The 24,132-nt window shown below is 39.6% G+C and carries 17 protein-coding genes; 2 read left to right on the top strand and 15 right to left on the bottom strand.

Annotated elements, in window-relative coordinates:
* Positions 1-93 precede the first annotated feature (93 nt).
* The 9 genes from AAOP42_RS01335 to AAOP42_RS01295 all read right to left on the bottom strand — a co-directional run bounded on the left by AAOP42_RS01335 (position 94) and on the right by AAOP42_RS01295 (position 14,710).
* A complete protein-coding gene (locus AAOP42_RS01335; RefSeq protein ID WP_349526651.1) occupies positions 94-429 on the bottom strand; it encodes a zinc ribbon domain-containing protein YjdM in 336 nt (111 codons plus the stop codon).
* A gap of 353 nt (positions 430-782) precedes the next feature.
* Positions 783-1,979: a sialidase family protein gene (locus AAOP42_RS01330; protein WP_349526650.1), complete on the bottom strand. Its 1,197-nt coding sequence runs from the start codon at positions 1,977-1,979 to the stop codon at positions 783-785.
* Positions 1,980-1,988: 9 nt separating this feature from the next.
* Positions 1,989-4,379 carry a GH92 family glycosyl hydrolase gene (locus AAOP42_RS01325; RefSeq protein ID WP_349526649.1) on the bottom strand — a complete coding sequence of 797 codons (2,391 nt, stop codon included), beginning with the start codon at positions 4,377-4,379 and terminating at the stop codon, positions 1,989-1,991.
* A 34-nt stretch (positions 4,380-4,413) separates the two neighbouring features.
* Complete coding sequence (locus AAOP42_RS01320) at positions 4,414-5,577, bottom strand: sialidase family protein (protein ID WP_349526648.1); 1,164 nt, start codon at positions 5,575-5,577, stop codon at positions 4,414-4,416.
* Between the two features lie 27 nt (positions 5,578-5,604).
* The gene (locus AAOP42_RS01315; protein ID WP_349526647.1) at positions 5,605-7,743 is read right to left on the bottom strand and encodes a two-component regulator propeller domain-containing protein; all 2,139 of its coding nucleotides are present in this window, start codon (positions 7,741-7,743) and stop codon (positions 5,605-5,607) included.
* A 24-nt stretch (positions 7,744-7,767) separates the two neighbouring features.
* Positions 7,768-8,595: an HpcH/HpaI aldolase family protein gene (locus AAOP42_RS01310; RefSeq protein ID WP_349526646.1), complete on the bottom strand. Its 828-nt coding sequence runs from the start codon at positions 8,593-8,595 to the stop codon at positions 7,768-7,770.
* Between the two features lie 6 nt (positions 8,596-8,601).
* Complete coding sequence (locus AAOP42_RS01305) at positions 8,602-11,043, bottom strand: alpha-glucuronidase family glycosyl hydrolase (protein WP_349526645.1); 2,442 nt, start codon at positions 11,041-11,043, stop codon at positions 8,602-8,604.
* Between the two features lie 10 nt (positions 11,044-11,053).
* The gene (locus AAOP42_RS01300) at positions 11,054-12,385 is read right to left on the bottom strand and encodes a DUF3748 domain-containing protein (RefSeq protein WP_349526644.1); all 1,332 of its coding nucleotides are present in this window, start codon (positions 12,383-12,385) and stop codon (positions 11,054-11,056) included.
* 81 nt (positions 12,386-12,466) lie between these two features.
* Complete coding sequence (locus AAOP42_RS01295; protein ID WP_349526643.1) at positions 12,467-14,710, bottom strand: hypothetical protein; 2,244 nt, start codon at positions 14,708-14,710, stop codon at positions 12,467-12,469.
* 365 nt (positions 14,711-15,075) lie between these two features.
* On the opposite strand from AAOP42_RS01295, the gene AAOP42_RS01290 reads away from it, so the two are divergent.
* Entirely contained in the window at positions 15,076-17,604 is a 2,529-nt protein-coding gene (locus tag AAOP42_RS01290; RefSeq protein WP_349526642.1) for a family 20 glycosylhydrolase, read from the top strand.
* A 212-nt stretch (positions 17,605-17,816) separates the two neighbouring features.
* Positions 17,817-18,482, top strand: coding sequence for a LysE family translocator (locus tag AAOP42_RS01285; RefSeq protein WP_349526641.1), 666 nt, complete (start codon positions 17,817-17,819; stop codon positions 18,480-18,482).
* On the opposite strand, the gene AAOP42_RS01280 is transcribed toward AAOP42_RS01285, so the two are convergent.
* The 6 genes from AAOP42_RS01280 to AAOP42_RS01255 all read right to left on the bottom strand — a co-directional run bounded on the left by AAOP42_RS01280 (position 18,463) and on the right by AAOP42_RS01255 (position 23,919).
* Positions 18,463-18,909, bottom strand: coding sequence for a DoxX family protein (locus AAOP42_RS01280; RefSeq protein WP_349526640.1), 447 nt, complete (start codon positions 18,907-18,909; stop codon positions 18,463-18,465). The two genes, AAOP42_RS01285 and AAOP42_RS01280, sit on opposite strands and share 20 nt — an antisense overlap.
* Positions 18,910-19,032: 123 nt before the next feature.
* On the bottom strand, positions 19,033-21,054 hold the full coding sequence (uvrB, locus tag AAOP42_RS01275; RefSeq protein WP_349526639.1) for an excinuclease ABC subunit UvrB: 2,022 nt from the start codon (positions 21,052-21,054) through the stop codon (positions 19,033-19,035).
* Positions 21,055-21,155: 101 nt separating this feature from the next.
* Complete coding sequence (locus AAOP42_RS01270; protein WP_349526638.1) at positions 21,156-21,899, bottom strand: shikimate dehydrogenase family protein; 744 nt, start codon at positions 21,897-21,899, stop codon at positions 21,156-21,158.
* A gap of 58 nt (positions 21,900-21,957) precedes the next feature.
* Positions 21,958-22,860, bottom strand: coding sequence for a DUF368 domain-containing protein (locus AAOP42_RS01265; RefSeq protein WP_349526637.1), 903 nt, complete (start codon positions 22,858-22,860; stop codon positions 21,958-21,960).
* 55 nt (positions 22,861-22,915) lie between these two features.
* Entirely contained in the window at positions 22,916-23,677 is a 762-nt protein-coding gene (locus tag AAOP42_RS01260; protein ID WP_349526636.1) for a phosphosulfolactate synthase, read from the bottom strand.
* A gap of 11 nt (positions 23,678-23,688) precedes the next feature.
* Positions 23,689-23,919 (bottom strand): hypothetical protein, encoded by a 231-nt coding sequence (locus AAOP42_RS01255; protein WP_349526635.1) that lies wholly within the window; start codon positions 23,917-23,919, stop codon positions 23,689-23,691.
* Between the last annotated feature and the right edge of the window lie 213 nt (positions 23,920-24,132).

The following is a 24,132-nucleotide window of genomic DNA, read 5'->3' as shown; positions in this document are numbered from 1 at the left end:
AAAAAATCCCTTTGAATATAATGTTCAAAGGGATTTTTTTATGATTTTATGAACCGAAGGCAATAACTTTTGCTTATCACACTTGTAGAGGTGTCAGGCTTTCTTAACAAATTCTGATTTTAGTGCCATAGAACCAAATCCATCAATTTTGCAATCGATATTGTGATCACCGTCTGTTAATCGGATGTTTTTTACTTTAGTTCCGGCTTTTATGGGTTGAGGAGAACCTTTTACAGGTAGATTTTTGACTACAACCACACTATCGCCATCTTGTAGTCGATTGCCGTTAGAATCTTTAACCACAAGCCCGGTTTCTTCAGCAACTTCATCGGGATTCCATTCATGATTGCATTCAGGACACATCATCAACAGGCCAGTGGAGTAAGCGTATTGTGAACTGCAATTTGGACAAAGTGGAATTTCTGACATGTGGTTTTTTATTTTAGATGTGTTATTCGGCAAAGATACTTGTTCTTATACGAAATATGCACTTGAAGTCATGTGTTATGCCGAAAAGGTTAAATGTGAGAGGTTGGGGTTCTTGATTGAGCAATATTACAATGAGACTCTTTGTTCCACTCAGAGCGACAAAACCGGAATTGGTGATTCAAATGATCGTTTCAGTTCATAAACGATATGTTTGCCTTGTCATCTTGACGAAGGAAAGATCTTATTGCAAAGTGCAAATCAAATGGAATTGAGAGAATGAATATTGAAATATATTTCTCAGAAAATATAAACCTCCAAGGATTTCAAATCCTTGGAGAGGTGGTTAGGTTGATTTATTTTATGATTTTTTTTGGGTCAACTACCACATGTTTGATAGTTTCACCAGACTGGTCTTTTTTGTACGAATAGGTCATGTGCAGAAGGCCTTTTGGGTCTTGTACCAGACTAGGGTATGAAAAACTCCCTGCGCCTTTATATGAATCTTCAATATTCACTTTCCATTTCCAGGTTTCTCCTTCATCGTCAGATAAGTACAGGCTCAGTTGGTACCTACCATCTTCTATTGGGTTGCCCAGAAATGCCCAGCTACCGTCTTTCATCTTTAGCAATTCTACGCTGGCAGTGTTGGGGATGTTGGTTTTTACTGTGGCAGACCAGCTTTCTCCCTGGTCTTTGGATATGCTTTTGTGTACACGGGTGGGAGAGTTGCCTGAGTCACGCATCAAAGCTACTATGTCTCCATTGCTTTTCTGAGCCAGAGCGGGTTGTATAGGTCCTCGTCCGACTATGGGAAGACTGGGTCTCCATGTTTCTCCGTCATCTTCCGAAATGGCAGCCAACGAAAAATTCAATCCATCAGAATAAAGAGGCAAAATAATTTTACCGCTTTCCAAAATCAGGGGTTTGATCCTGGTCATCCATCCAATACTTCTTTTCAACAGGTCTTTACTTGCCTCTTTGATCTGGTCATCGTACTGTGGAGCATATTCAGCCCAAGCGACGTTGTTTTCGGGTAGGTCGTCAAATTTTCGATTAACTTCCTCTGCAAATCGGTCGTCAGGCTTCAACAAGATGTTGTCTTGCCACTCCCAGTTAGGTGCTCCTTCAGTATTGTAGTTAGTGGAAGTTTTATACTTGAGAATAGAACTTTCCCATCGGTTGGCTTGTACTGCTATCCACACTAAAAATAATTTGTTTTGATTGTTTAAAAAAAGTACAGGATTGCAATCGGGAATGTTCTTAGTATCTGCCATTAAAAAAGGTGCAGTCCATGATTTAGCTCCTTTTTTGAGTCTCGACCCAAGGATGCGCACGTCATCTGCCTTTCGTTCACCACTGCCTTGAAACCAGGCTGTCAGTTTATCTCCATTGGGTAACAATACCAGAGAGCTGCCATGAGCATGTTGGTTTTGTGGTGCAAAAATCAATTCCTCAGATACAATGAATTGCTGTGTTTTTCCACTTTGTGCCCATGTGCTTGTTGTAGCTGAAAGGGCTAAAAAAAGTACTACAATTAGTGTTTTTTTCATTTGTTATAATTATTTACTCATTGAAAAAGGTGCATCTTGAGGAGAATTTGCCCAGCTTTTATTGGGTTCTTTTCCCATTACAAAATTTAGTGTGCCACCATTCATAATTTCGGAATGGTCGATCCAAGAGCGGTTGAATACTTCACCATTCAGCGTAGCAGATTGGATGTATTTATTCGCAGATGAATTGTTTTCTGTTGTGATTTTGAAAGTCATATTACCTTCCAATTGGAGGGTGACTTTATCAAATATAGGAGAGCCTATGTTGTATTGTGTATGTCCTGGAGTAACGGGATATATTCCCATAGCGCTCAATACATACCATGAGGAAAGTGATCCCATGTCTTCATTTCCGCAAATTCCACCTTGCCCACTTCTATATAGTTGTTCCATTACCTGACGGGATTTCTCCTGAGTTTTCCATGGTTTTCCAGCATAGTTGTACAGGTAAGCTACATGGTGGGACGGTTGGTTTCCTTGCACGTATTGTCCTATTGTACCTACTACACCCACATATTTTGGTGCGCTTATGGTTGGGGTCATTTCGAAAAACTCATCCAACCTTTCAGTGAATTTGTCGTTTCCACCAAGTAATTCGATTAGTCCGGCAGGGTCGTGCTGCACTGACCATAAGTATTGCCAGGCGTTGGATTCAGTGTAATGTCTGCTGGGTCTTCTTCCTACCAGCAATGGATCAAAATACTTGTAGTAGGAGTGATCGCCAACTTGTACTATTTCCTGTTCATTGTTCTTAATCTCTGGCAGCCATGTTCCATCAGATTTTTTAGGACGCATAAACTGTGTTTCGCTATCGAATAGATTTTTGTAGTAGCTGGCTCGTGTCATAAAGAGTTGATAATCTTCTTCCTTACCCATTTCCTTTGCCATCTGGGCAATACACCAGTCGTCATAAGCCAACTCTACTGTGTTGGGAACGGATTCTGTTACTTTGTCATACGGCGTATATCCGAGTTTCATATAGTCTAAAACACCAGATCTTCCAGCGTACGAAGGAATATCACCTGATGGAAGTTGCATTGCTTTTCTTTTCATTGCATTGTAAATCAACTCAGCATCATAATCTCTATAGCCTTTCATATACGCATCTACGACCACCGGAATCAAATGGTCTCCCACCATGCTTTGCATGGGTTTATTTCTGAAATGTTGGGCAGGAAGCCAGCCATATTCTTTCACTTTGGCTACTATTGATTTGATCATGTCACTGGTGTGATCAGGGGAAATCAATGTCATCAATGGATGTTCGGTGCGGTAGGTATCCCAACAGGAAAATGACGGATAAAAATCACCAACTGCCTGTTTCTGAATTTGATCGTCCATACCAAAGTATCGTCCATCTACATCTTGTGAAATTTGTTGTGCAAGAAGGCTGTGATAGACAGAAGTGTAGAAAATCTGTTTTTTGTCCTGAGAAGGAGTTTCTATGGTCAATTTGTTAAGAGCAACGTTCCATTGCTCTCTGGCTTCATTTCTTACCCTGTCAAAATCCCAATGACTGAGTTCTGCTTTGATGTTTTTTTGCGCACCTTCTATTGACACATAAGATATTCCGACTTTCACCAACAACTGTTCCGCTTCTTTTGTTTCATATACCAGAAAAGCTCCAACGTCTTTACCTATTTCTTCATTCTTATAAGGAAATACACTTGCTCCTGATTCCGGGGTAAAATACCCATCGTCGAATGTGCCATAGTATTTGAAAGGTTTATTAAAATGTGCTGAGAAGTAAAGTTTAACCCCTTTTCCACTTTTAATCCCCGTAATCGTAGAATCATTAACAACAGTCACTTTAGATATATCATCAACTCGTGTTCCTCCGATAGAGTGTCCCAGATCGAGGATAATGTTGGCTTTTTTTGCTTTAGGGAAAGTGTAACGATGCATTCCTACCCGTTTGGTACTCGTGAGTTCTGCTTTGATGCCATAATCTTTCAACAAGACAGAATAATACCCGGGAGTAGCTGATTCATTTTCATGCTCGAATCTGGATCTATATCCTGAATCTGGTTCTTCTTTTGTTCCAGGTACTACATGTAACTCATCTCCGACGGTAGGCATGATCAACACATCTCCACAGGCACTGTAGCCCATTCCACTAAAGTGTGTGTGACTAAAACCCATAATGGTGTTGTTTTGATAGGAATAACCTGAGGTGTAAGTCCATCCTTCGGTATCATTATCGGGACTCAGTTGCACCATAGAGTAGGGCAGAGTTGCCCCGGGAAATGTATGGCCAAAAAAGTCGGAACCAATCATGGGATCTACAAAATCTACAGGTTGTTTTTCAGAGGTTTGCTTTTCTCCACATGAGAAAATACCTACAGAAATAAATAGAAAGCAGAACAGGGATGACCCAATAATTGATTTTGATAAATGCATTTGATTAGTTTATAATTTTCTTAATGTAAAAACCTTATGGTTTCCAGATGGTGGCTGCTATATACCTTTCTGATTTTAATTTATCCTGAAAATAATAGGACGTGACTACTTTTCCGTCTGGTCGCTGTAATGAACGTACATAGCCAATGTCTCTTCCCCCTCCATCGTTACGTAGCACGATTTGATCCGACCAGGTTATTCCATTGTCATCACTTATTTTGGCACAGATGCTATAGGGCTCTGCTCTCACTCCATAAGTAAGGCACAGTCTGCCATCTTTGAGTTTGATCAAACTTGGTGGGTTTCCTTCTCCCAAGTCTGGCACAGGAGGATCGGTGAGTGTCCAGTTTTTTCCCGCATCATTGCTGGTATAGGCATCTATCCATCGATGTGTATCTTCCCGTCTTCTTATGGTCACCAGATAATCTTTGTCCGACAACTGAACAGCTGAAGGCATAATTCCAAATCCATCCGGTTCCGGCCCTATTTTACCTACCAAGTCCCAATCAAGACCACCATTTCTGGTAATGGCACATATTGGCCTGCCTTCCTGATTGTTTTCTTTTGGAAGGGACAAAAATGCCATACAGGTATTTTGATTTAACACGATGTAGTTGGTACGTGCAATAATATTTGGCATACCGGAGATTTCCAGCGTGAAAGGGCCTTTCCAGGTATGTCCCCTGTCATAAGAGTGGTAAAAAACTGATGGGCCGGTATTGAAATTTATAAAACGGAACGTCATAGCAAAATCCGGATGCATGAAATTGATCGGTGAGGTAAGTTTTACAGGCTCTTTTCGGTTAGGGTATTGAGGTTCCGTGCCATGAAGGCTGGATCCTCTTGCTACCAATATGCCATCGGCAGATGGGTCTTCGACCGACCAGGTTACTCCTCCGTCCAAACTCCGTGCAAACAATGATTCTTCAGGCTTTTCTCTATCGATGTTGTGCATTGTAGGCCCCAGCTCTTTGTGGTATCCTCTTGCAAATCCAACTAAAATTTCATTGTCCCACGACCACATGCCATTATTGGCAGGCCAGCCTCCGAATCTACCTTCTTTGAAATACACAACATGATGTTCAGGTTTGATTTCAACTGTCTCTGTTTTTTCTTTGGCAGGTTCGGCTTGTTTTTTTGGAGACTGACAAGACACAGCCATTGTCAACGTCAGAAATAGGTATAAGAAATTACGCATAGTATGATTTGTTGATAAGTTTCTTAATTATTTTTCGATTAAATCATGGTATAAGGACAAATAATAGGGTAAAAGGTAGAATGTACCTTCATGCTCAGAATATCCATTACCTTCCGAATCATGTAAAACAAATGCATCACGATCCAGACGAACATGTCCTCTTTCATCAATAGGAAGTGCATATTCATCAACTCTCCATCCCATCTCTTCTTTTTGTCCGGGAGTTGGATCGGTTATAATATCCAGCCTGTGGGTATTATCCATTTCATATCCGATTAGATCCAACGGTATTCTTTGTAGTGTTTCTACCATATATTTTGTATCCAGACTACTTTTGTAAAATCGTTTGATGGCTTCTTTGGCAAACAATGGATTTTCTACAAACAACTCGTCTGTTTTGAAATATCCCTCATCTACTTTTTTAGTAAATGAATTTGCCAACGCTCCATATATACCATCCCAAAATGCATTTTTTTGCTTGCTGATATGCAACCATGCATTTTCCAGAGCAATGCGGTACATGATTATCCTTTCAGGATCTTTTTCATAATTCAACAAACCATATAAACTCATCAAACACAGGTTGTTGTCCCATGGAACGGCGTTTTCAGGAGGAAAAAACTCTTTAGGGTGCATAGAATTGATGTGGTAGTTGTATTTTGTACGAAGCATTTCTGCCACTTCTTCATACTTAGGGTCACCCGTTACATGTGTCGCTACATTTAGAAATGAAAGCATCATCATTGAATTCAGGCCTTCCTGATCCCATCCCCAGATGGAATTAAAGTATTCCAGATTGAAGTTACCCCAGCGTGTTGGTTTTCCATCGTAATCCACTAGTTTAAATCCATTGCGAATGAGGTGATCGGTAACATCTGCGACTACTTTTTTTACGGCATCTTTTTCTTCTTTTGTTTCTGCTACCAGATCATAATATATTCCATAGTAGAAATAATGTCCGGCCAGTTCGTCGGAACTGGTGTCACATTTCCATCTGTAGTTGCCGTCGGCACTTTTTGGAAAGCGGGGAAAAATGTCTTTCCAGAATGGATCTCTTTGCTGATGCCTTAAGTTGGCCTCATGGCTGTATTGTTCATTTATAGGTTCATGCCAATCAATAGGAATGATCACTCTGGCCGGAAACCCTTTAAATTCTTTTGTTGTATTTTCAGTAATGTCAACCAACCATTTGCAGGCATAAAAGCTTCTATTGGCCAATTCCTTTGCTTGTTTGTCTTTAGTCAAAGCATACCTGAATGCATTGGCTGCTCCATATTTAGCAGTGTACATGCCATCATTATCCGAAATAGCCAGTTGTGTCGATGTGATGTCAAATTGTTTAGTGAATTCACTTTGACAAATAAATCCCATTCTGGCGTGTCGGTCTTCTACTTGCTGAGTGAAGTAGTCTGCTTTTTCGTTGTAAGTCATCTTTCTGGATATAATCTGGCTGACACCTTTATCGGTAGCGATCCATGCAGTGCCGTCTGCATCTACTGCAACGTCATTGACATAATTTCCTGGAAGCCACCTTCTGTTGGAACGATAGTAGAAATAATCATCTTCTGCTCTGATAGCTCCATGTTCTGTTCCAAACCAAACTTCACCATTTGACCCGGCCACTGCACAGGTGAATTTGTTGTAAGGCAACCCTTCTTTTCCTGTAAATAATTTCCATTGACCATTGGATAAATATCCTACACCTTCTTTTGAACCAAACCACAAGCGGTCTTTTGAATCTACGACAAGCCCTGCTACTTTTTTCAGTGCCCAACTGTATTGGTCATCGAATGGTAGCACCTGCTGCCATGACTTCTTCCCTGCTTGAACAAAAAGGCCGTTTTCACATCCCACATAAGTTTTTTCCATATATGTGGCTAATGACAATTGTTTGCCTGAACCTTCGGGAAGGCCTTTAATATCCAATGTCATTTTCTCACGCTTTTGAGTTTTTGTCCATTCAGAGTTGTTCCATTCATAAGACTGACCAGATATTGTAGCCACAGGTTTATTATTTACGAGTGCTATTTGATCTATATTCCCTTCCGGCAGACCTTGTTCGCTTCCATGAATGATTGCGATATCTTGAGAAAAAACAGTGTCGTTTTTAAGTGAAAGAAACGAGGAGTTGACTAATACAAAAAGGATTAAAATGATGTATTTCATTGGGTATTTTAAATATGGTTTAAGTTAAATCGTAACTGATCCGTCCGAATCGGTTATAAGGTTTTGGTCATTTGCGGCTGATTTTATCATGTCCAAATCAGATTTTAATTTTTGGCTGAACAATGCTATGTCCGAGCTGTGTACTATTATGTTCACACCTTCTTTCATCCAGTCGATTTGTCTTTGAGGTTCGAGAGAAAAATGTATGCCCACACCAAGTGTGTGTTCTCTGGCTTTCTGGATGATTTTTTTAGCCATTTTTATAAAATCTGGATGATCGTATTGCTCGGGAATTCCCATGCTTATAGAAAGGTCATGTGGCCCAATAAATACTGCATCCAGACCTTCGATACTTAGGAGTTCGTCTAAATTTTCCACTGCCGGCATACTTTCGATGTTGGCAATGCACAGGTTGCCCAGGTTGTATTCATTTAAGTAATCCTGAAGTTCTGATGGAATTTTTTTTTCTTCGTTAAGATACGATTCTAATATTGTGCCCTTTAGAGGCCTGTATTTGGTAGCGCCCACCAAGTCTTTGATCTGCCTGGTTGATTCCAGATAGGGAGCAATGACCCCCAAAGCCCCGTCATCTATTACCTGACTTGCCCTGTATCGATCAGGCTTGGGTATCCTCACGATAGGAGTGATGCCCATGGATTGGTAAATGCGACACATTTTGGATAGTTCCGACCGATCCAAAGGAATGTGTTCATTGTCCAGAAAAACAAAATCCAAATTTAGATTGCCAACTACTTTTGGCCACATAGGTGCAGGGGAGGTGATGCAAGTCCCGTACACATTTTGGCCATTTTTTAGTTTTTGTTTCAGAGAATCTTTCTTAAAGTCAGCCATGATAAATTATTTTTTGATGATCCACAATTCAGTTACCTGAGCTCCTCGTTCAGCTTCGCCACAAGTCCAACTGAATGTGATTTTACCATCTTTGATGATCTCGGCTGGTATGGGGAATTCATAAATGGGCTCGATCCCGGTTTTGATAAAATCATGAATGATTACCTCATCGGCTGTCATTTTTATTCTGGATCGAAAACGTCCGGTATATGCTACTCTTATGAAATATTCTTCTGTAGGATTCAGGTTGTCATAAGCTATTTCCAAAGGGAGGTCGTACAACGTGGTTACCTGATTCATCCATGCCATGGGTATGGCTTCTCCATCAAAACCTTTGGAAGTAATTTCGTGTACCCATTCTTCATTTTTCAGACCTGCCCCGAAGCTTACACGAGGTGTTTTCAGGTTGCCAGGGTCTTTGGATACATCGTAGTGTTTGATTACCCGATTCCAACTTTCAGGGCTACCAAAGTTGTCGTAAAACCCTCCTGTACCCGGATCGGTTCTGTGAATAATACTTTCTATAATAGCGATTTTATCACTTTCTGAATCATTTGATTTGATTTTTGATAATTTCGAGAAAATCCAGGCTGCATCATTGAGGGGATGGTCGATGTTGTCCATGAAATTGCCACGTCCACCCATCGCACCATGTTTTTCAATAGTTAACTGTGCACCAATGCTTTTGAAAAGATCATCAGCGAGGTTTTCGCATTTTAATTTATACGCCTGATCAATAGGTTCTTTACTTGCCTTAAAGAGAATGTCTTTACAACCTTCAATTGCTTTGTCTATTCCTAGTTTACTGTAGTTGGCTAAAACTTCTTTGGCTTGTTGTTCAAGGTAAGTTTCATACAACAAGCGCTTTTGAATGTAAGCATCGAAATATGCTCGAATCAAACCCATTTGAAAACGGAAATTCTCTTTGACTTTTACAGAACTTCTTTTTTCAATATCCATCCATTGGTACAATGTGTTTTGAACTTGTTTGTTTACCAACAATGAGCCTTGCAGGCTCTTTTCTTCTGCCAATAAACCTTGTGCCACGTCTTCTTCATAATCTAATCCTATAAAATACTTCGCATAATCACGCAGGGTTTCTATTACAGGTGTTTCGGGATTCCAGTCCTGCCCGCTCCATACAAATTTATTGACATCATCATTGGTGCCTTCTGAATAACTAATGCTACCATTGGCGTATTGATCCAGAGCATTGTGGGCATTTTTCTCATCTGTAGGTCTGGGATTGATGCATTCTCTCCCTAAAGTAATAGCCTGGGCAAGATCCCATTGAGGAATAGGATATTGAGAACTAAGGCTGTGTGTAATATCGGGATACCTTCTAATCGGAATATCCTTGCGTACAATTTTCCTCATGTCTTCGAGTGGCGTTTTGATCCAGGGACCAAAAACAACACCTCCCAACCATTCAGGTTTTTTATTTACCTGAGAATAAAAGGAGTCCAGCCACTCTGTGGTAGGTCTGAATACTTGAGGGGAAACCCATACTTTGGCATTGGGATGGTATTGCTTGAGAATGGCAGCTTCTTTTTCCATCCACTGAAAAAGAATTTTGGGCTCTAGGTCGCCAGGATCGCCACCTGGTACAAACAGGTGGTCTAGTCTTGGTAATTTGGAAAATACTTCATGCCTTTCTTCAATTTCTTTTTGAACAGTATCAGGATGAGTATAGTTGGATGCCATGTTAGGATACCACATCCATACATCCAGATCGTACTCGTTGCATATTCTGGATTGTTCCGCAATCATTTCTATGGCAGGTAATTGCATGTGCTTGCTTGTGAAATCATCGTCGGTACGGGGTGGCATGATCTCTATGCTGTTGGCTCCAAATATTGCCAGATCACGAATGTATTGGTCGAACATGGCTACAGACCATGCATCATAAGAGTTTGTTTTTGGCCTGTAACCCAATTGGTGTCCACGGATTTCATAAGCAGGAGTGGAGGACGTTTCAATTGATTGTTCAGCTATGACATGACTTTCACTGATTTCCATTTTCCGCAACAGGTAGCCAACACCGTATAGTGCTCCTCGCTTGTTTTCTGCTAAAACCAGCACTTTGTTTAGGTCAGGATAAACGGTGACATAAAACCCTTCGTCTCCTATATTTTCCAATTTATTTATTTTATTCAGAAAAACGTCAGGCAATGATTTTTTGTCGTTTTCAAGAGCAACAATGATCTGAGGATTGTTTTTTTTGTCCAGCCGTGATGTTGTTTTCCAGAGAATGTTACTTCTCTTTTGGGCTTCCTGTTGCAATACTTCCACCACTTTTTTTAACTCTGTTTTGTTCGCAGAAGAGACACAAATGGTGGAATTGGTTATATCTACCTTACTTTGTGAGTGTGCATTCTTTGCAGTAAAACACAAACAACTCAATAAAGATAGAATGAAAATTAATTTGATTTTGTATGTTGATTTCATAGGATAGTTTTTAGAGGTGAATCACGAAGATTTGCTTTGATGATTCTCCTTTTTCATTTGTAACAATTCTATTGTAAGCTATTTTTTCACCATCGTGTGACCATACATGGTCAGCTGGAGGATGATTACTAGGTTTGGTTAAAATGTCAAACTCCTTTTCTCCTATCTTTCTTGATATAATGGAATTTTGGCAGACATAGCTGAAGCGATGTTCTGACGGATGCCATCTTACACCACTTTCTACATCGTTATCATGGAATGTTTGCTGCACGGGTTTTCCTCCCAATGGAGAAATGGTATATACCTGTTTGATGTTTTTTTCATCATAAGCCTGAAACGCTAATAAACTACCGTCGAAAGAACTGCGCACTATACCCTGACAACCCGAGATCAGAGAATCAGCAGTAAAGGTTAACCTTCGTTGTTGAGTGCCTTTTGGGGGTGATGGCATAGAAGTTAAATCGCCTTCCAGCATTCCTAGGGCTCCAGACTGAGTGATATCTTCCGGTATGTCAACAATGAAAACTTCGTCTATGTTTTCTCCTTTTTTGTTTTTAACGGTTCCGATGAACGCTCTGGCTCTTTGAGTAGTTCCGTCGGGTTTTTTATATCCTGAAATACCTACCCAACTATCTCCTGCTGCTCTGCTGATTTCATCACTGCCAGGAGTAGGATTGGGCACGACTTTTACAACCAAAACACTGTACCATTCACCGGAAACATTCTCTCTGTTGTTGATGTCATTGACAAATACAGGTTGTATGTTTTTGGATACTCCTATGGTTCTCAGGTTGAGAGGGAGCCCGGTAGAGTCTTCCAACTGCTGCATGATGGCATCATTGTAAGTATATCCTATCCAATTGCCATCGCCACTCCATTCGTGGCGGTGAGTTCCTCCTCTGAGAGCTCCTGCTGTAAATGGAAAAGAAGTGTCTCTGGCATCCATAAATATTGGTGTCCCCAAATCGGAATCTTTTACTATAACCCCTGTTCTTCTCCATTGTTGGTACGGATTCTCAGGAGTGATATTCATAAGCCCATGGATGAAAACCACCTGATTGTCTGTATGACTATAGCTTACAGCCCCTACACCAGGACCGTAAGCTTTATTTTCTTTTAACGCATACATCACAACCTTTTCACCTGTTTCAATATTGACCTTTTCTATTTTTCCGCATGCTCCTATTCCACCTTCTTCTGTCCGGGTGTCATATACGAGCCACTTATCATCAGGGGAAAAGTTGTCATTGTTGTCCAGGTCATGGTTGTATGAAAAGTCGTTTGTAATCTGATGTTCTGTTTTATGTTTTTCCTGAGCACAAGCACTTAGCACTACATTCATAATATAAATTTTCAGTAATGACATTCCCCAAAATCGAATTTTATGGAATAATAGTTTGATGGGAAATACCATGGTAGATAATTATTTAGTCGGTTCGCTGATTACACCCAGATAACGACCCATCCAATAAGGCAATAACCATATATCACCAGCTGAATATTCGTCTTTTCCGTTTCCTCCGTTTCTGTCTAACCTGAACATGTTGGCATTATGTCGCTGAACAGGCCTTTCATCAGGAGGCAATACTTCAGTGAGGGTTTGTCCTCTGAAATTTGGTTCAATAAATTCAATATCTTTTCTGTGACTGTTCATGATTTCCCAAGTTACCAAATCCATAGGATGCTCTTTGAGGTACCATACCGCTTCATCCAGATCGAATTCCGGTGTGCCAGTAAGGGCAGTCATGATATTCCATGCTCCTTCTTTTTCAGGACGTTCGATTTCCCAGTGATCAATAATAGCCTCTTTATACATTGCTTTAAGGGAATCGTTAAAAGCATAATTGTAAAGCCCCCAATATCCTACAAAGTACATTTCATCATCTGAGTGATTCCAGGATTCTGAAAGCATTTTACTCCAGTCATCAGCATCATCCGGAGCTCTGGATATCTCTTTCATAGGCCTCATTAAGTTTTCCAGATAGCCATAGTTATTCATCAGGTCAAACGCCTTTTCTTTGTATTTTTCTTTACCTGTAAAGTGATAGGCAGTTTGTAGCATGCCAATGATGTTAGAAGAATTGATTTTTCTATCTCCGACCATTTTTGGCCTGGCATTTACATAGTCAGGATTCCATTTTCCCCAGGTAGTTGGTTCACCATTGAAATCGATCATATACAAATCGTTGCGAACTACATGGCTCATTAAGGTGTCGATAAGTGTGATGGCACGGTCTTTTAGTTCATGACCATCCATCAATTCTGCTATGACACCATAAGCGAAAACATGCCCTATGGCTTCATCGCTACTTGTGGTAGCTTTCCAATCCCATTCAGGGTCGCTGCTGTGCTGCCATCGATCTGGATCAGCTAAGCTCACTTTATATCCACTTCTTTCATACGACCGGGATGGGAACCCAGGTACAGGGTTGATGCTATACAATTTTTCCATTGCTTCTACTGATTCAATACAGTTTTGTAATGCTTCTTCAGATTTTGTTGTCGCATAGCGAAAAACTTCACCAGCCAGATACATGGTAGTCCACAGCCCGTCATTGTCAGAATCGGCCAACCTGCCGGAGTTTACATTTTCGAATTCAAGACCGACTAATGTGGCGTTAAAACCATTGCGAATATGTCTTTTTCGAACTTGTTGTTCGTAATACATGGCCTTATCGTATAGAGTCATTTCTTCAAACACAATTTGGCCAAGGCCTGCATCGGTCAGTATTAGTATGGAATTGTCATACCCTTTTGAAATATGTGTTACAAGATTTCCCGGTAGCCATCTGTTGCCATAGTAGTAATTGAATTTACCATCTTTTTTCAGCATAAAAGCCCCTTTAGTAGAGCCAAACCAAATATTTCCGTCAATTTCTTCTACTGTGGTAATTTCTGTCCAGGGCAGTTTGGTCTGAGTATTTCCAACTTGTTTGCCTGTTGATTTATCTATTTCTATGTAGCCATTGGTAGTGCCGATGATTATTTTTTTGCCTGCTATATCAAATGAAGTAAAGTCAATTCCACTAAATTCATTTTTTAAAACTTTATCGTTAGGGTTAAATGATGAAAGAGATTGGACTCCTAAAATCCAGAATTTATTGGATTCTTTGTCGTAGCGAATAGAAGTAACAGGATCACTTTTGATTGATCCTTTCCAACTTACTTTATTATCAGACAGATATTCTACTGTTTTACCATCACTAATCATGAACTCAAAGTCTTTACCTGATGCTAAAATGTTGGCTTTCGGTAAATCATGTTTTATAAACACTTTTCCAGCCCATGCATCACTAAGTACCGCTTCATCGTCCAGATAAATAAACTGATTCTGAAAAATATCTAAATCTGAAATGTTTTTATCTGTAATGGGGCGGTAGGTTTTATCTGCTATCAAAGAACCCGGATAAAGAAATTGCCCGTCATGTGTTCTTAAGATTCCATTAGAAGAATAGGTTTTTATTACTCCGTTGCGATCCATAAATACTTTAGAAAGTGTAATGTCATCCTCTTGCTTGTAATACTTAATGCTATAGTCTTGTAGGTATGGAGTATCTTGATATACAGGTTGAGATAGAGATAAGGCTTCTTTTTTTTCTGGTATTTCCGAACAGGATATCGAAAATATACTTAAGATCATGAGTAAATTGTAAATGTTTTTTTTCATGGGTTTTTACACTTAATGTTAAAATGGAATTAATAATGATACTCTAATTCTATAGCGATGTTGTTTGAAAATAATTTGTTGTAATTTTTAAAGATCAGAATAGATATTTAAAAATTATGGTAATATTTTGATATACTATCCTTTTAGTAAAATGACAATAACTTATGGTATATTGCTAATATTACCTTAAAACATGTAGTTTTAAGCTGTTTTTGGGTCAAATATAGTCAATATACACTATCTAGCAAGTAATTATTTATTTACTGACAATGGAAATATTTCTATTTTGTTGCATTAAAAATGAAAAGCTATATTTTTACATCTCCCACATTTATCCTTACATATACCCATAAAAATTGATCTTCATGAAAAGAAATTGTTTTGTTTTATATTCCTTGATATTGTTGTCGTTCGTTTCTTGTAAAACTTCCGATTCCACATCGAAGTTTGATGTGGGTGTTTCATGGGAACTCATCACAAATTTTGCGAGTGAAGACGAACCCATATTTACCAGTGCTTTTACCCTCAGGAATCAGGGGAGTTATAATTTGAATGATGAAAACTGGAAGATGTATTTCAGTATTGCTCCTCGTAAAATCATCGATGCGTCTATTACAGCTAAAGTAAAAATCAAATGCCTCGGTGGTGATTTTTATGAGATGTCACCAACAGCAGGATTTAAATTGGCTGCCAGTGAGGAAATGGAAATTAAATTTGATGGTGAAACGTCAATGATAAAAATAGCAGATGCCCCAATAGGTGTGTATTTTGTCTATACTCAGGAGGGAAATGAGAAATTTTTCTCTACCAATGCTTTAATTGCACCATTTACCAGACCAGAACAAATTAACAGGCACAAAGCCGATAAAGACATTATCCCAAATGCTAAAGATTCATATTTCGAATACGACTGGAGCAAGGTTTCTCCGGATCTTACCAAGATAGTACCTACTCCTGTAAAGCAATCTTTTGGCAGTAACACAACGACTGTAGATAATGAATGGGAGATCGTTTTTGATTCAGGGCTGGAAAATGAAGGAGATTACCTGAAGTCAACTTTTGCTGATATAGGGATTGACCTCAACGGTACTAAAAAGAAGATTGTGTTGACTTTGGATGAAAAGGTATCAGGCTCAGAATCTTACAGTCTAATCATAGGCGAAAATAAAATTGAAATTAAGGGAAGTGACGCAGCAGGAGTATTTTATGGAATTCAAAGCATATTGTCTTTATTGCCAGTAGAGTCGTTTGCGAAAAAAAATGGAAGTGTTGAACTGACTCAGGGAACAATTGAAGATGCTCCGAGATATAATTACAGAGGAATGCATGTGGATGTAGGACGTAATTTTCAAAAGAAGGAAACCATTTTCAAAATGTTGGATTTGATGGCTTTATACAAGCTCAATAAGTTGCTACTTTATTTAACTGAAGACGAAGGGTGGAGAATAGAAATCAAGCAACTGCCTGAGCTGGCTGAAGTTGGTGGCCGTCGTGGGCACACTATAGACGAAGAATCTCATTTGCGTCCTGCTTATGGGTCGGGAGTTGACGGGGAGTATGGTTCGGGGTACTACACTCAGGAGGAATACATAGAAATAGTGCAGTATGCCAATGAGAGGCATGTTGAGATAATACCTGAAGTGAATTTACCCGGGCATTCCAGAGCAGCTATTACTGCTATGAATGTGAGGTATAAAAGGAAAATGGTGGAAGGGGATGAGGCTGGTGCGTTGGAATACCTGCTGGTGGATTTTGATGATGCGTCTGTTTATGAATCTGCTCAGGGATATTCTGATAACGTAGTTTGTGTGTGCAGAGAGTCTGTTTACAAATTTTACGAAACAGTGATAGATGAAATCATTGATATGCATAAGAGGGCAGGCGTGCCTTTGAAATGGTTTCATACCGGAGGAGATGAAGTAGCAAAAGGAGCGTGGGAAAAATCTAAGATTTGTCAGGAGTTTCTTGCTCAAAATGACGAGTTGTCAAGTGCAAGTGATTTGCAGCCATACTTTCTGAAAAGAGCAAATGAAATGTTGACGAAAAAAGGAATCACGACTGCTGGCTGGGAAGAGGTGGCACTTAAGGCTGATGAAAAGGGAGTGCTTGAGCCCAATCCGTATTTTTCCGATAAAGATGTGATACCTTATGTATGGCAAAACATCTGGGGTAATGAAGACCTTGGATACAAACTTGCCAATGGTGGTTATCCTGTTGTATTGTGTAACGTAACCAATCTTTATTTTGATTTGGCTTACTCTAAAGACCCACGTGAACCGGGGTTGTACTGGGCTGGTTTTATCAATACACGATCAGCATGGGAGTTCATACCTGACGATATGTTTAAGTCAACTAAAAAGGATGACATGGGCAATCTTTACGATTCTGATAAGGATTTTGAAGAAAAGGAAATGTTAAAGCCTGAATTCAAGAAGAATATTTTAGGAATAGAAGGACAGTTGTGGAGTGAGACTGTAAAAGGACCAGATATGCTGGAGTACTATTATTTACCAAAAATCATTGGTCTGGCTGAGCGGGCCTGGGCTCCAAATCCAACTTGGGCTACTATTGAAGATACTAAAAAGCGAAATAGTACTATTGACACAGCGTGGCTACAGTTTGCAGCTCAACTCGGTTACAAAGAATTGCCAAGGCTAAATTATATTTACGGTGGAAGTACTTACAGAATAGCACCTCCTGGTGGTATTATTAAAGATGGAAAACTGTTTGTCAGCACTCCAATGCCCGGGTTTGATGTGCGATATACTACAGATGGTACCGAACCAACTACCAAATCACTGAAATATGATGCACCTATAGCTGTGAGTGGAGATGTGGTGATAAAATCATTCGACAAAGAAGGCAACTCAAGTCTTTCTTTTCCTGTGAAGTAGTTAAAAGAAGTTTGTTGAAAAAGAGCCATGGAATCTTAGTATTTCATGGCTCTTTTTGATTTTTATGTAGAAAATAGAAATGAGATTCTCTGTTGTAATGTTGTGCGAGTTGGGAATTCATTTTATCATTACTCAATCATTTTCCCATTTACTTAATAGATGCAACTTACTTCAGCAGTAATTCTTTCATGTTTTAGTTTTTTTTCAACCTAATGGAAGCTATTCTGTTTGGTTTGCTTACTGGTTTGGGAATGGCCACTGCTACCGGGCCTGTATTTCTCACGTTGATTCGGATTTCGGTTGACAGAGGGTTTGCTAAGGCTGTTTTCTTTTTGGCAGGAGTATCCACAGTTGACTGGTTTATAGTATTTGCCTCATGGGTAGGGTTCAATAAACTGGATTTTGGTATGGGTGAAACTTTACTGTCTCTTCTGGCAGGGGCTGCAATGGTACTTTATGGTTCGACCTTCATCTTTTCATTGAATAAGAAACCAAAAGAGTTGGGTTTAAATGATCAGCCTGATCTTTCTGAGAAAGAACAAAGAAATAAGAAGAAACTGGACAATGCTCATCTTTATCTTAAAGGAGTAGTTATGAATGCCTTAAACCCAATCGTATGGGCATTTTGGGCAGGAATTACTCAACTATCTATTGCTAAATTCTCTTATCAATCTGATCAGGTACTCTATTTTGTAGGAATTCTGATGACTATTTTGGTTACTGATCTTCTCAAGGGTTTTTATGCACAAAAGCTCAAACCATTTTTTACTTCCAAATTGTTGAAATATTTGAACATAGTCATAGGAGTGATGCTCATAGGGCTGGGAGGCAGGTTTTTGGTGAAGTATTTTATCGAGGTTAAGCTGCTTGGTTTTTAGTTCTGTTCTTTTTGATGGCGTTTAAAGAATATTTTCCGGCACCATAGATCATGATAAGGACTAACATTATCAAAACAATAATTGCAACTGGAAGCCCCATTTTCTCTACTGTATTGAAGTGACTGTAATTGAAGATAACCGCACCTACTAATATGGGTAAATTTAATATGCACATAGATCTGGTGAAAGTACCCAGCGCAAGTAAAATACCGCCAACCAGATGTACGAAAATAATATAATGGGAAAGGTGTGCTGCCATAAATGCCATGCCAACAGATCCTACATCTTGAGTAAACATGTCGAAATTGCTGGTGAACTCATAGCCTTTATAGACAATGAATAAACCGAGGATGATTCTAACAATGTCCATCCACACAGGGGCTTTTTTTGCATCCAGCCACGCATCAATACTTTTTATAATATCCATGATTTTAGAGAATAGTTCCTTAAAATTTAGCTATTAATAGCGAGAAAAGCAATTTATTTTGGAGCTATGATGGTTTATGTATGAGTGGAAACCTCTCTTTATCAACTTATTGCAAAAACCTGGTTACTTGGTATCCATTAATTTTTGCAATTCAAACATTTCATCTCTGAGCCTGGCTGCTTCCAGAAAGTCTAAATCTTTTGCTGCTTTTTCCATACTCTTCCGAGTCTTTGCGATTAGTTTGTTTATTCCTTCTTTGTCCATGTAAGCCACTACAGGGTCAGCAGCAACATTTGGTTTTTCATTTTCTATATAATATTTCTGATGATCTTTTTTAGAGTCAGCAACTTTGGTTTGATCCATTATCGACTCTTTAGATTTGATAACTGTAGTAGGAGTGATGCCATGTTTTTCGTTGTATTCTATTTGTAGTGCCCTTCTTCTATTGGTTTCATCAATTGCTGTTTGCATAGACCCTGTGATTTTATCCGCATACATAATTACTCTCCCGTTTTCATTTCGGGCAGCCCGTCCTATAGTTTGCACCAGCGATCTTACATTCCTGAGAAATCCTTCTTTGTCAGCATCCAGTATAGCTACCAGTGAAACTTCCGGTAGATCCAGCCCTTCTCTCAATAAATTAACACCTACCAAAACATCAAAGATTCCCAGCCTGAGTTCACGTAAAATTTCAACACGGTCCAAGGTATCTACCTCAGAGTGAATGTACCTACACTTTACTCCGGCATTTTCGAGGTATTTGGTCAGCTCCTCGGCCATTCTCTTGGTAAGGGTAGTGATTAGCACCCTTTCCTTTTTTTGAACCCTATCATCTATTTCATTCATCAGATCGTCTATCTGATTCAGGCTTGGCCTTACATCAATTTCAGGATCAAGCAGACCTGTAGGCCGGATCACCTGCTCTACGATCACACCTTCAGATTTTTGTAATTCATAGTCTGCCGGAGTAGCACTTATGTAAATCATTTGGTTGTACATGGACTCAAACTCTTCAAACTTCAAAGGCCGGTTGTCCATGGCGGAAGGCAGTCTGTAGCCATAGTCCACCAGATTTACTTTGCGGGCTCTGTCTCCACCCCACATGGCACGCACCTGAGGAATGGTAACATGACTTTCATCTACTACCATCAAAAAGTCATTGGGGAAATAATCAATCAGGCAGAAAGGGCGGTCTCCTTTTTGTCTCCTGTCGAAGTATCTGGAATAATTTTCTACTCCTGAACAATATCCAAGTTCCCGCATCATTTCCAGGTCAAATTCTGTACGTTCTTTTATCCTTTTCGCTTCCAATGGCCTGCCTTCTTCTTCGAAATATTGCATTTGAAGTACCAGGTCATCCTGAATTTCAGAAATAGCTTGTTGCAATACGTCTTTTCCTGTTACAAACAAATTGGCTGGAAAAATGGAAATGACCTGTTCATCCGAAATCTTCTTTCCGGTGTAAGGATCAATGGTTTGGATGGATTCTATTTCATCTCCCCAAAAAATAATTCTATAGGCAAAATCACCATAAGCGATAAAAATATCCACCGTATCTCCCTTCACTCGGAAGTTTCCACGATTAAAATCGGCTTCCGTTCTACTGTAGAGTATATCAACAAAAGCGAATAGGAGTTTGTTTCTGGAAATTTGATCACCGACACCAATGCGTACAACATTTTTTCCAAATTCTTCCGGATTTCCGATACCGTAAATGCAGGACACTGATGCCACCACTATGACATCCCGTCTGCCAGTGAGCAGGGAAGAAGTAGCCTTCAATCGGAGTTTTTCTATTTCTTCATTGATGGAGAGGTCTTTTTCTATATAAAGACCGGAAGTGGGCATAAAAGCCTCTGGTTGGTAGTAGTCATAATATGAAATGAAATATTCTACTGCATTGTTTGGAAAAAATTGCTTTAACTCTCCGTAAAGTTGAGCCGCCAGAGTTTTGTTGTGTGATAGCACGAGCGTTGGTTTTTGCACTTCATGTATCACATTGGCAATGGTGAACGTTTTTCCTGAGCCTGTTACTCCCAGTAGTACTTGTGCTTTTTCGTTATTGTTTACTCCTTCCACCAGCTTTTCAATGGCCTTTGGCTGGTCGCCGGTAGGTTGGTATTCGGAGTGGAGTTCGAAATTCATTGGATAGAGATAAAGTACAACCGCAATTCTACAAGCTAATTCAGAATTTAGCCAGTAATGCTCGTCTTAAAATCTGGAATTATCAACGAACTGTAGTTTTATCACCCATTCCAAATCTCCCAGGACTTCTCCGCCTGGAGTATCAGCATGTCACTGCCGTTTTTGGTTTTAGCTCCGGCGGATTTTCCTTCTGCTAAAAAAGCGGTCACTTCGGGGTTATAGACCAGATCGTATAAGTAATGCTCTTCTGTGAGTTGCGAGTATGGGAGGTCTGGTTTCTGATCAACATCCGGGAAAGTTCCCAGAGGGGTAGTGTTGATGATCAGCTTGTGATCCTTAAGGATTTGAGGATTTTGTTTGATGTCGTTGTAAGTGATCCTGTTCTCATCTTCATTTCTTGATACATGTTGAAAAGGAATCTTGAGGTCTTCCAGAGCTGTTCTTACTGCATTGGAGGCACCACCAGTTCCAAGAATCAGGGCTTTTAGATTGGTATGGCTCAGCCAATTTTCAAGAGAAGAACGGAAACCATAGTAGTCAGAGTTAAAGCCTTTTAGACTCCCATTGCTGTTTATTTTGACCACATTTACCGCACCTATACGTTCCGCAATAGAATCTAGTTCATCTAAAAAGAACATTACTTCCTTTTTGTATGGAATGGTTACATTGAGTCCTTTGAGTGCCCCTTTATGAGAGGTAATTAGCTTGGGAAATTCACTGATGTCGGGTAGCTCAAAAAGCTCATAAGTACAATCATCGATGTTTTCTTTTTCGAATTTTTCTCCAAAATATTTTCCCGAAAAAGAATGCTTGAGTGTTTTTCCTATTAGTCCGAATTTTCTCATGATGATGTCTTTTTTATGAATTGAAAAGGCGTGATGAAGCCTTGGAGATCGACTAAGGTCAGGCTTTCTCTGGTTTACTTGTAAACTTTTCCAGAGACCAAACCAATAAAAAACCTATGAGAGCCAGGATCAACGCCCACAAAAATACAGAATCCATTTCCGGCCAATGCCAGCTATATCCTGACGGTTTTTGTTTGCCACTTTCAAGCAGTATATATTTTGTTGTTTTCCAGGGCCAGATCACTGCAAGTGACCCTGCTACAAACCCTGTGAGCAGACTTATAGTTAAATCTTTGTAATGCTTAAATAAAAATGACAGTAACCATGAAAATGCCAATACTCCTGAGATACATCCCAACGCTACCGGAGCAAGTATGGAAACATCTGCTGAATTGATTGCCTGCAATACCAGTACATAATTGCCCATCAGAAGTAAAATGTAAGAACCGGATAAACCGGGAAGGATCATGCTGCATATAGCAACCATACCACACAAAGTGAGGTACATGAAATTGGAATTGGCTTCTGCAGGAGGTAAAAAGGCTATACTACCAGCCAACACGGCTCCCAAAATCAATCCTGCAATAACAACAGGTGTGTATTTTTCGATTTGTTTACCAACACCAATAATGGAAGCGATAATCAGTCCGAAGAAAAAAGATAGTGTTTGTGATTCGTAGTTTTGAAAAGCATGTTCCAGTATGCGGGCAAAACCGATAATGCCTATGCCTATGCCTGCAAAAATGGAAAGTAAAAACCTGAGGTCAGTTTTATTGGAAAAGTCTTTTATTCTGCCGGTAAAGAGAAGAATCAGTGCTTCCCGGTCGAAAGACTTTAAACCATTGATCAGGCGCTCATAGATTCCGGTAATAAAAGCAATGGTGCCTCCCGACACACCTGGGATCACATTGGCTGCTCCCATGGCTACTCCCCGAATTATCCAACCTAAATATCTTTTCATTTGAATTTTATAAATAGATGGTTTGATATAGTTTTCGGTAGAAGTATAATTTTAATCAGAGGTCAAGGAAATGATCGAATGTGTCTCCCCTCAATCCAAGTCGAATGGTTTCTAACGGTATCACCTCATTGGGACTGATGTTTCCAAGGTTGACATTGGAGCCCAAAAGTTTTATAAACCAAACCTGTTGTGCCTTTTGTGGAGCTTCCCAGATTATTTTTTCCGTAGGTATTTTTGTCAATATCTCCTGTACAAGTCCTGATCTTACTTCACCTGATGATCTGAACAAACCCACATTACCACTTTCCCTGGCTTCACCGATCACTTTCCATGCTCCTGCATCCAGTTCTTTTTGCATTAACTCTATCCACTGATAAGGAGGGATGATTTTTTCAGCGTCTTTAGACCCTACTTCTGAAAGCACTGTTACCTGATCAGCCAACATGCTAATGTATTCACACTTTTTCTTATGGTCAAGGGTGATAGACCCATCGGAAACCTCACAATATTTAAGTTGATATTTGTCTAATACTTTTCTATAATCGTCAAATTGGTTTCTGACGATAAATGCTTCAAAAAGTGTTCCTCCGAAATAGACAGGAATTCCGCATGACCTGTAGAAATCCAGTTTTTCATTAAGATTTGAAGTGACAAAGGAAGTACCCCAGCCCAGTTTGACAATATCTACAAAATCTCCACATGTACTGATCATATCTTCGGCTTGTCGGATACTCAACCCTTTGTCCATCACCATTGTATAACCCGTTTCTCTTGGTTTTGCAGTTCTCTCGGGGATACTCTTCAAAGTATAATTCATGCTGTCTCTTGTTACCCATTCAAATGAGGTGCAAATAAATTGATAATAGTTATCAATTCCAATATATAAATCCAGATTGATGTTTTGAGGCTTTTGGGAGTTGTTGTTTTGATCTCTGGTGCATTGACTTCCATATCAGCATGTACAAAGATTGAAGTGTCTGTCCTTAGAAAGGAAGGATCTGGTGGTGCGAGACCTGCCTTGCCGGACAGGCGGGGGTGCACCGTGGGCTTATAGCCCACGGCGGTCTACTAGATTGTAGAACGTTAATTTACTAGTTGTATGTCTCCGTGTCCCTTGAATATATATTCGTTTTGGACTTACAACAAAAAACCGGACAAAAAGTTAAGCGCATATTGAACAATTAATTTTCCCATATTGTTCGGGGGTTTTATACCCTAGATATGAGTGTTTTCTTTTACGGTTGTACCAGATTTCTATAAACTCAAACACAT

The sequence above is a fragment of the Reichenbachiella sp. MALMAid0571 genome, from assembly GCF_040151475.1.
GTDB lineage: Bacteria > Bacteroidota > Bacteroidia > Cytophagales > Cyclobacteriaceae > CAXBNB01.
The sequence above is the reverse complement of the archived record's forward strand: the minus strand, read 5'-3'. Positions and strand labels throughout refer to the sequence as shown.

Coding starts and splice junctions, on each gene's coding strand:
- AAOP42_RS01285 (WP_349526641.1), top strand. CDS start 17,817: ATGGAAGCTATTCTGTTTGGTTTGCTTACTGGTTTGGGAATGGCCACT.
- AAOP42_RS01320 (WP_349526648.1), bottom strand. CDS start 5,577: ATGCGTAATTTCTTATACCTATTTCTGACGTTGACAATGGCTGTGTCT.
- AAOP42_RS01315 (WP_349526647.1), bottom strand. CDS start 7,743: ATGAAATACATCATTTTAATCCTTTTTGTATTAGTCAACTCCTCGTTT.
- AAOP42_RS01280 (WP_349526640.1), bottom strand. CDS start 18,909: ATGGATATTATAAAAAGTATTGATGCGTGGCTGGATGCAAAAAAAGCC.
- AAOP42_RS01300 (WP_349526644.1), bottom strand. CDS start 12,385: ATGAATGTAGTGCTAAGTGCTTGTGCTCAGGAAAAACATAAAACAGAA.
- AAOP42_RS01270 (WP_349526638.1), bottom strand. CDS start 21,899: ATGAGAAAATTCGGACTAATAGGAAAAACACTCAAGCATTCTTTTTCG.
- AAOP42_RS01335 (WP_349526651.1), bottom strand. CDS start 429: ATGTCAGAAATTCCACTTTGTCCAAATTGCAGTTCACAATACGCTTAC.
- AAOP42_RS01305 (WP_349526645.1), bottom strand. CDS start 11,043: ATGAAATCAACATACAAAATCAAATTAATTTTCATTCTATCTTTATTG.
- AAOP42_RS01310 (WP_349526646.1), bottom strand. CDS start 8,595: ATGGCTGACTTTAAGAAAGATTCTCTGAAACAAAAACTAAAAAATGGC.
- AAOP42_RS01295 (WP_349526643.1), bottom strand. CDS start 14,710: ATGAAAAAAAACATTTACAATTTACTCATGATCTTAAGTATATTTTCG.
- AAOP42_RS01265 (WP_349526637.1), bottom strand. CDS start 22,860: ATGAAAAGATATTTAGGTTGGATAATTCGGGGAGTAGCCATGGGAGCA.
- uvrB (WP_349526639.1), bottom strand. CDS start 21,054: ATGAATTTCGAACTCCACTCCGAATACCAACCTACCGGCGACCAGCCA.
- AAOP42_RS01290 (WP_349526642.1), top strand. CDS start 15,076: ATGAAAAGAAATTGTTTTGTTTTATATTCCTTGATATTGTTGTCGTTC.
- AAOP42_RS01325 (WP_349526649.1), bottom strand. CDS start 4,379: ATGCATTTATCAAAATCAATTATTGGGTCATCCCTGTTCTGCTTTCTA.
- AAOP42_RS01330 (WP_349526650.1), bottom strand. CDS start 1,979: ATGAAAAAAACACTAATTGTAGTACTTTTTTTAGCCCTTTCAGCTACA.
- AAOP42_RS01260 (WP_349526636.1), bottom strand. CDS start 23,677: ATGAATTATACTTTGAAGAGTATCCCCGAGAGAACTGCAAAACCAAGA.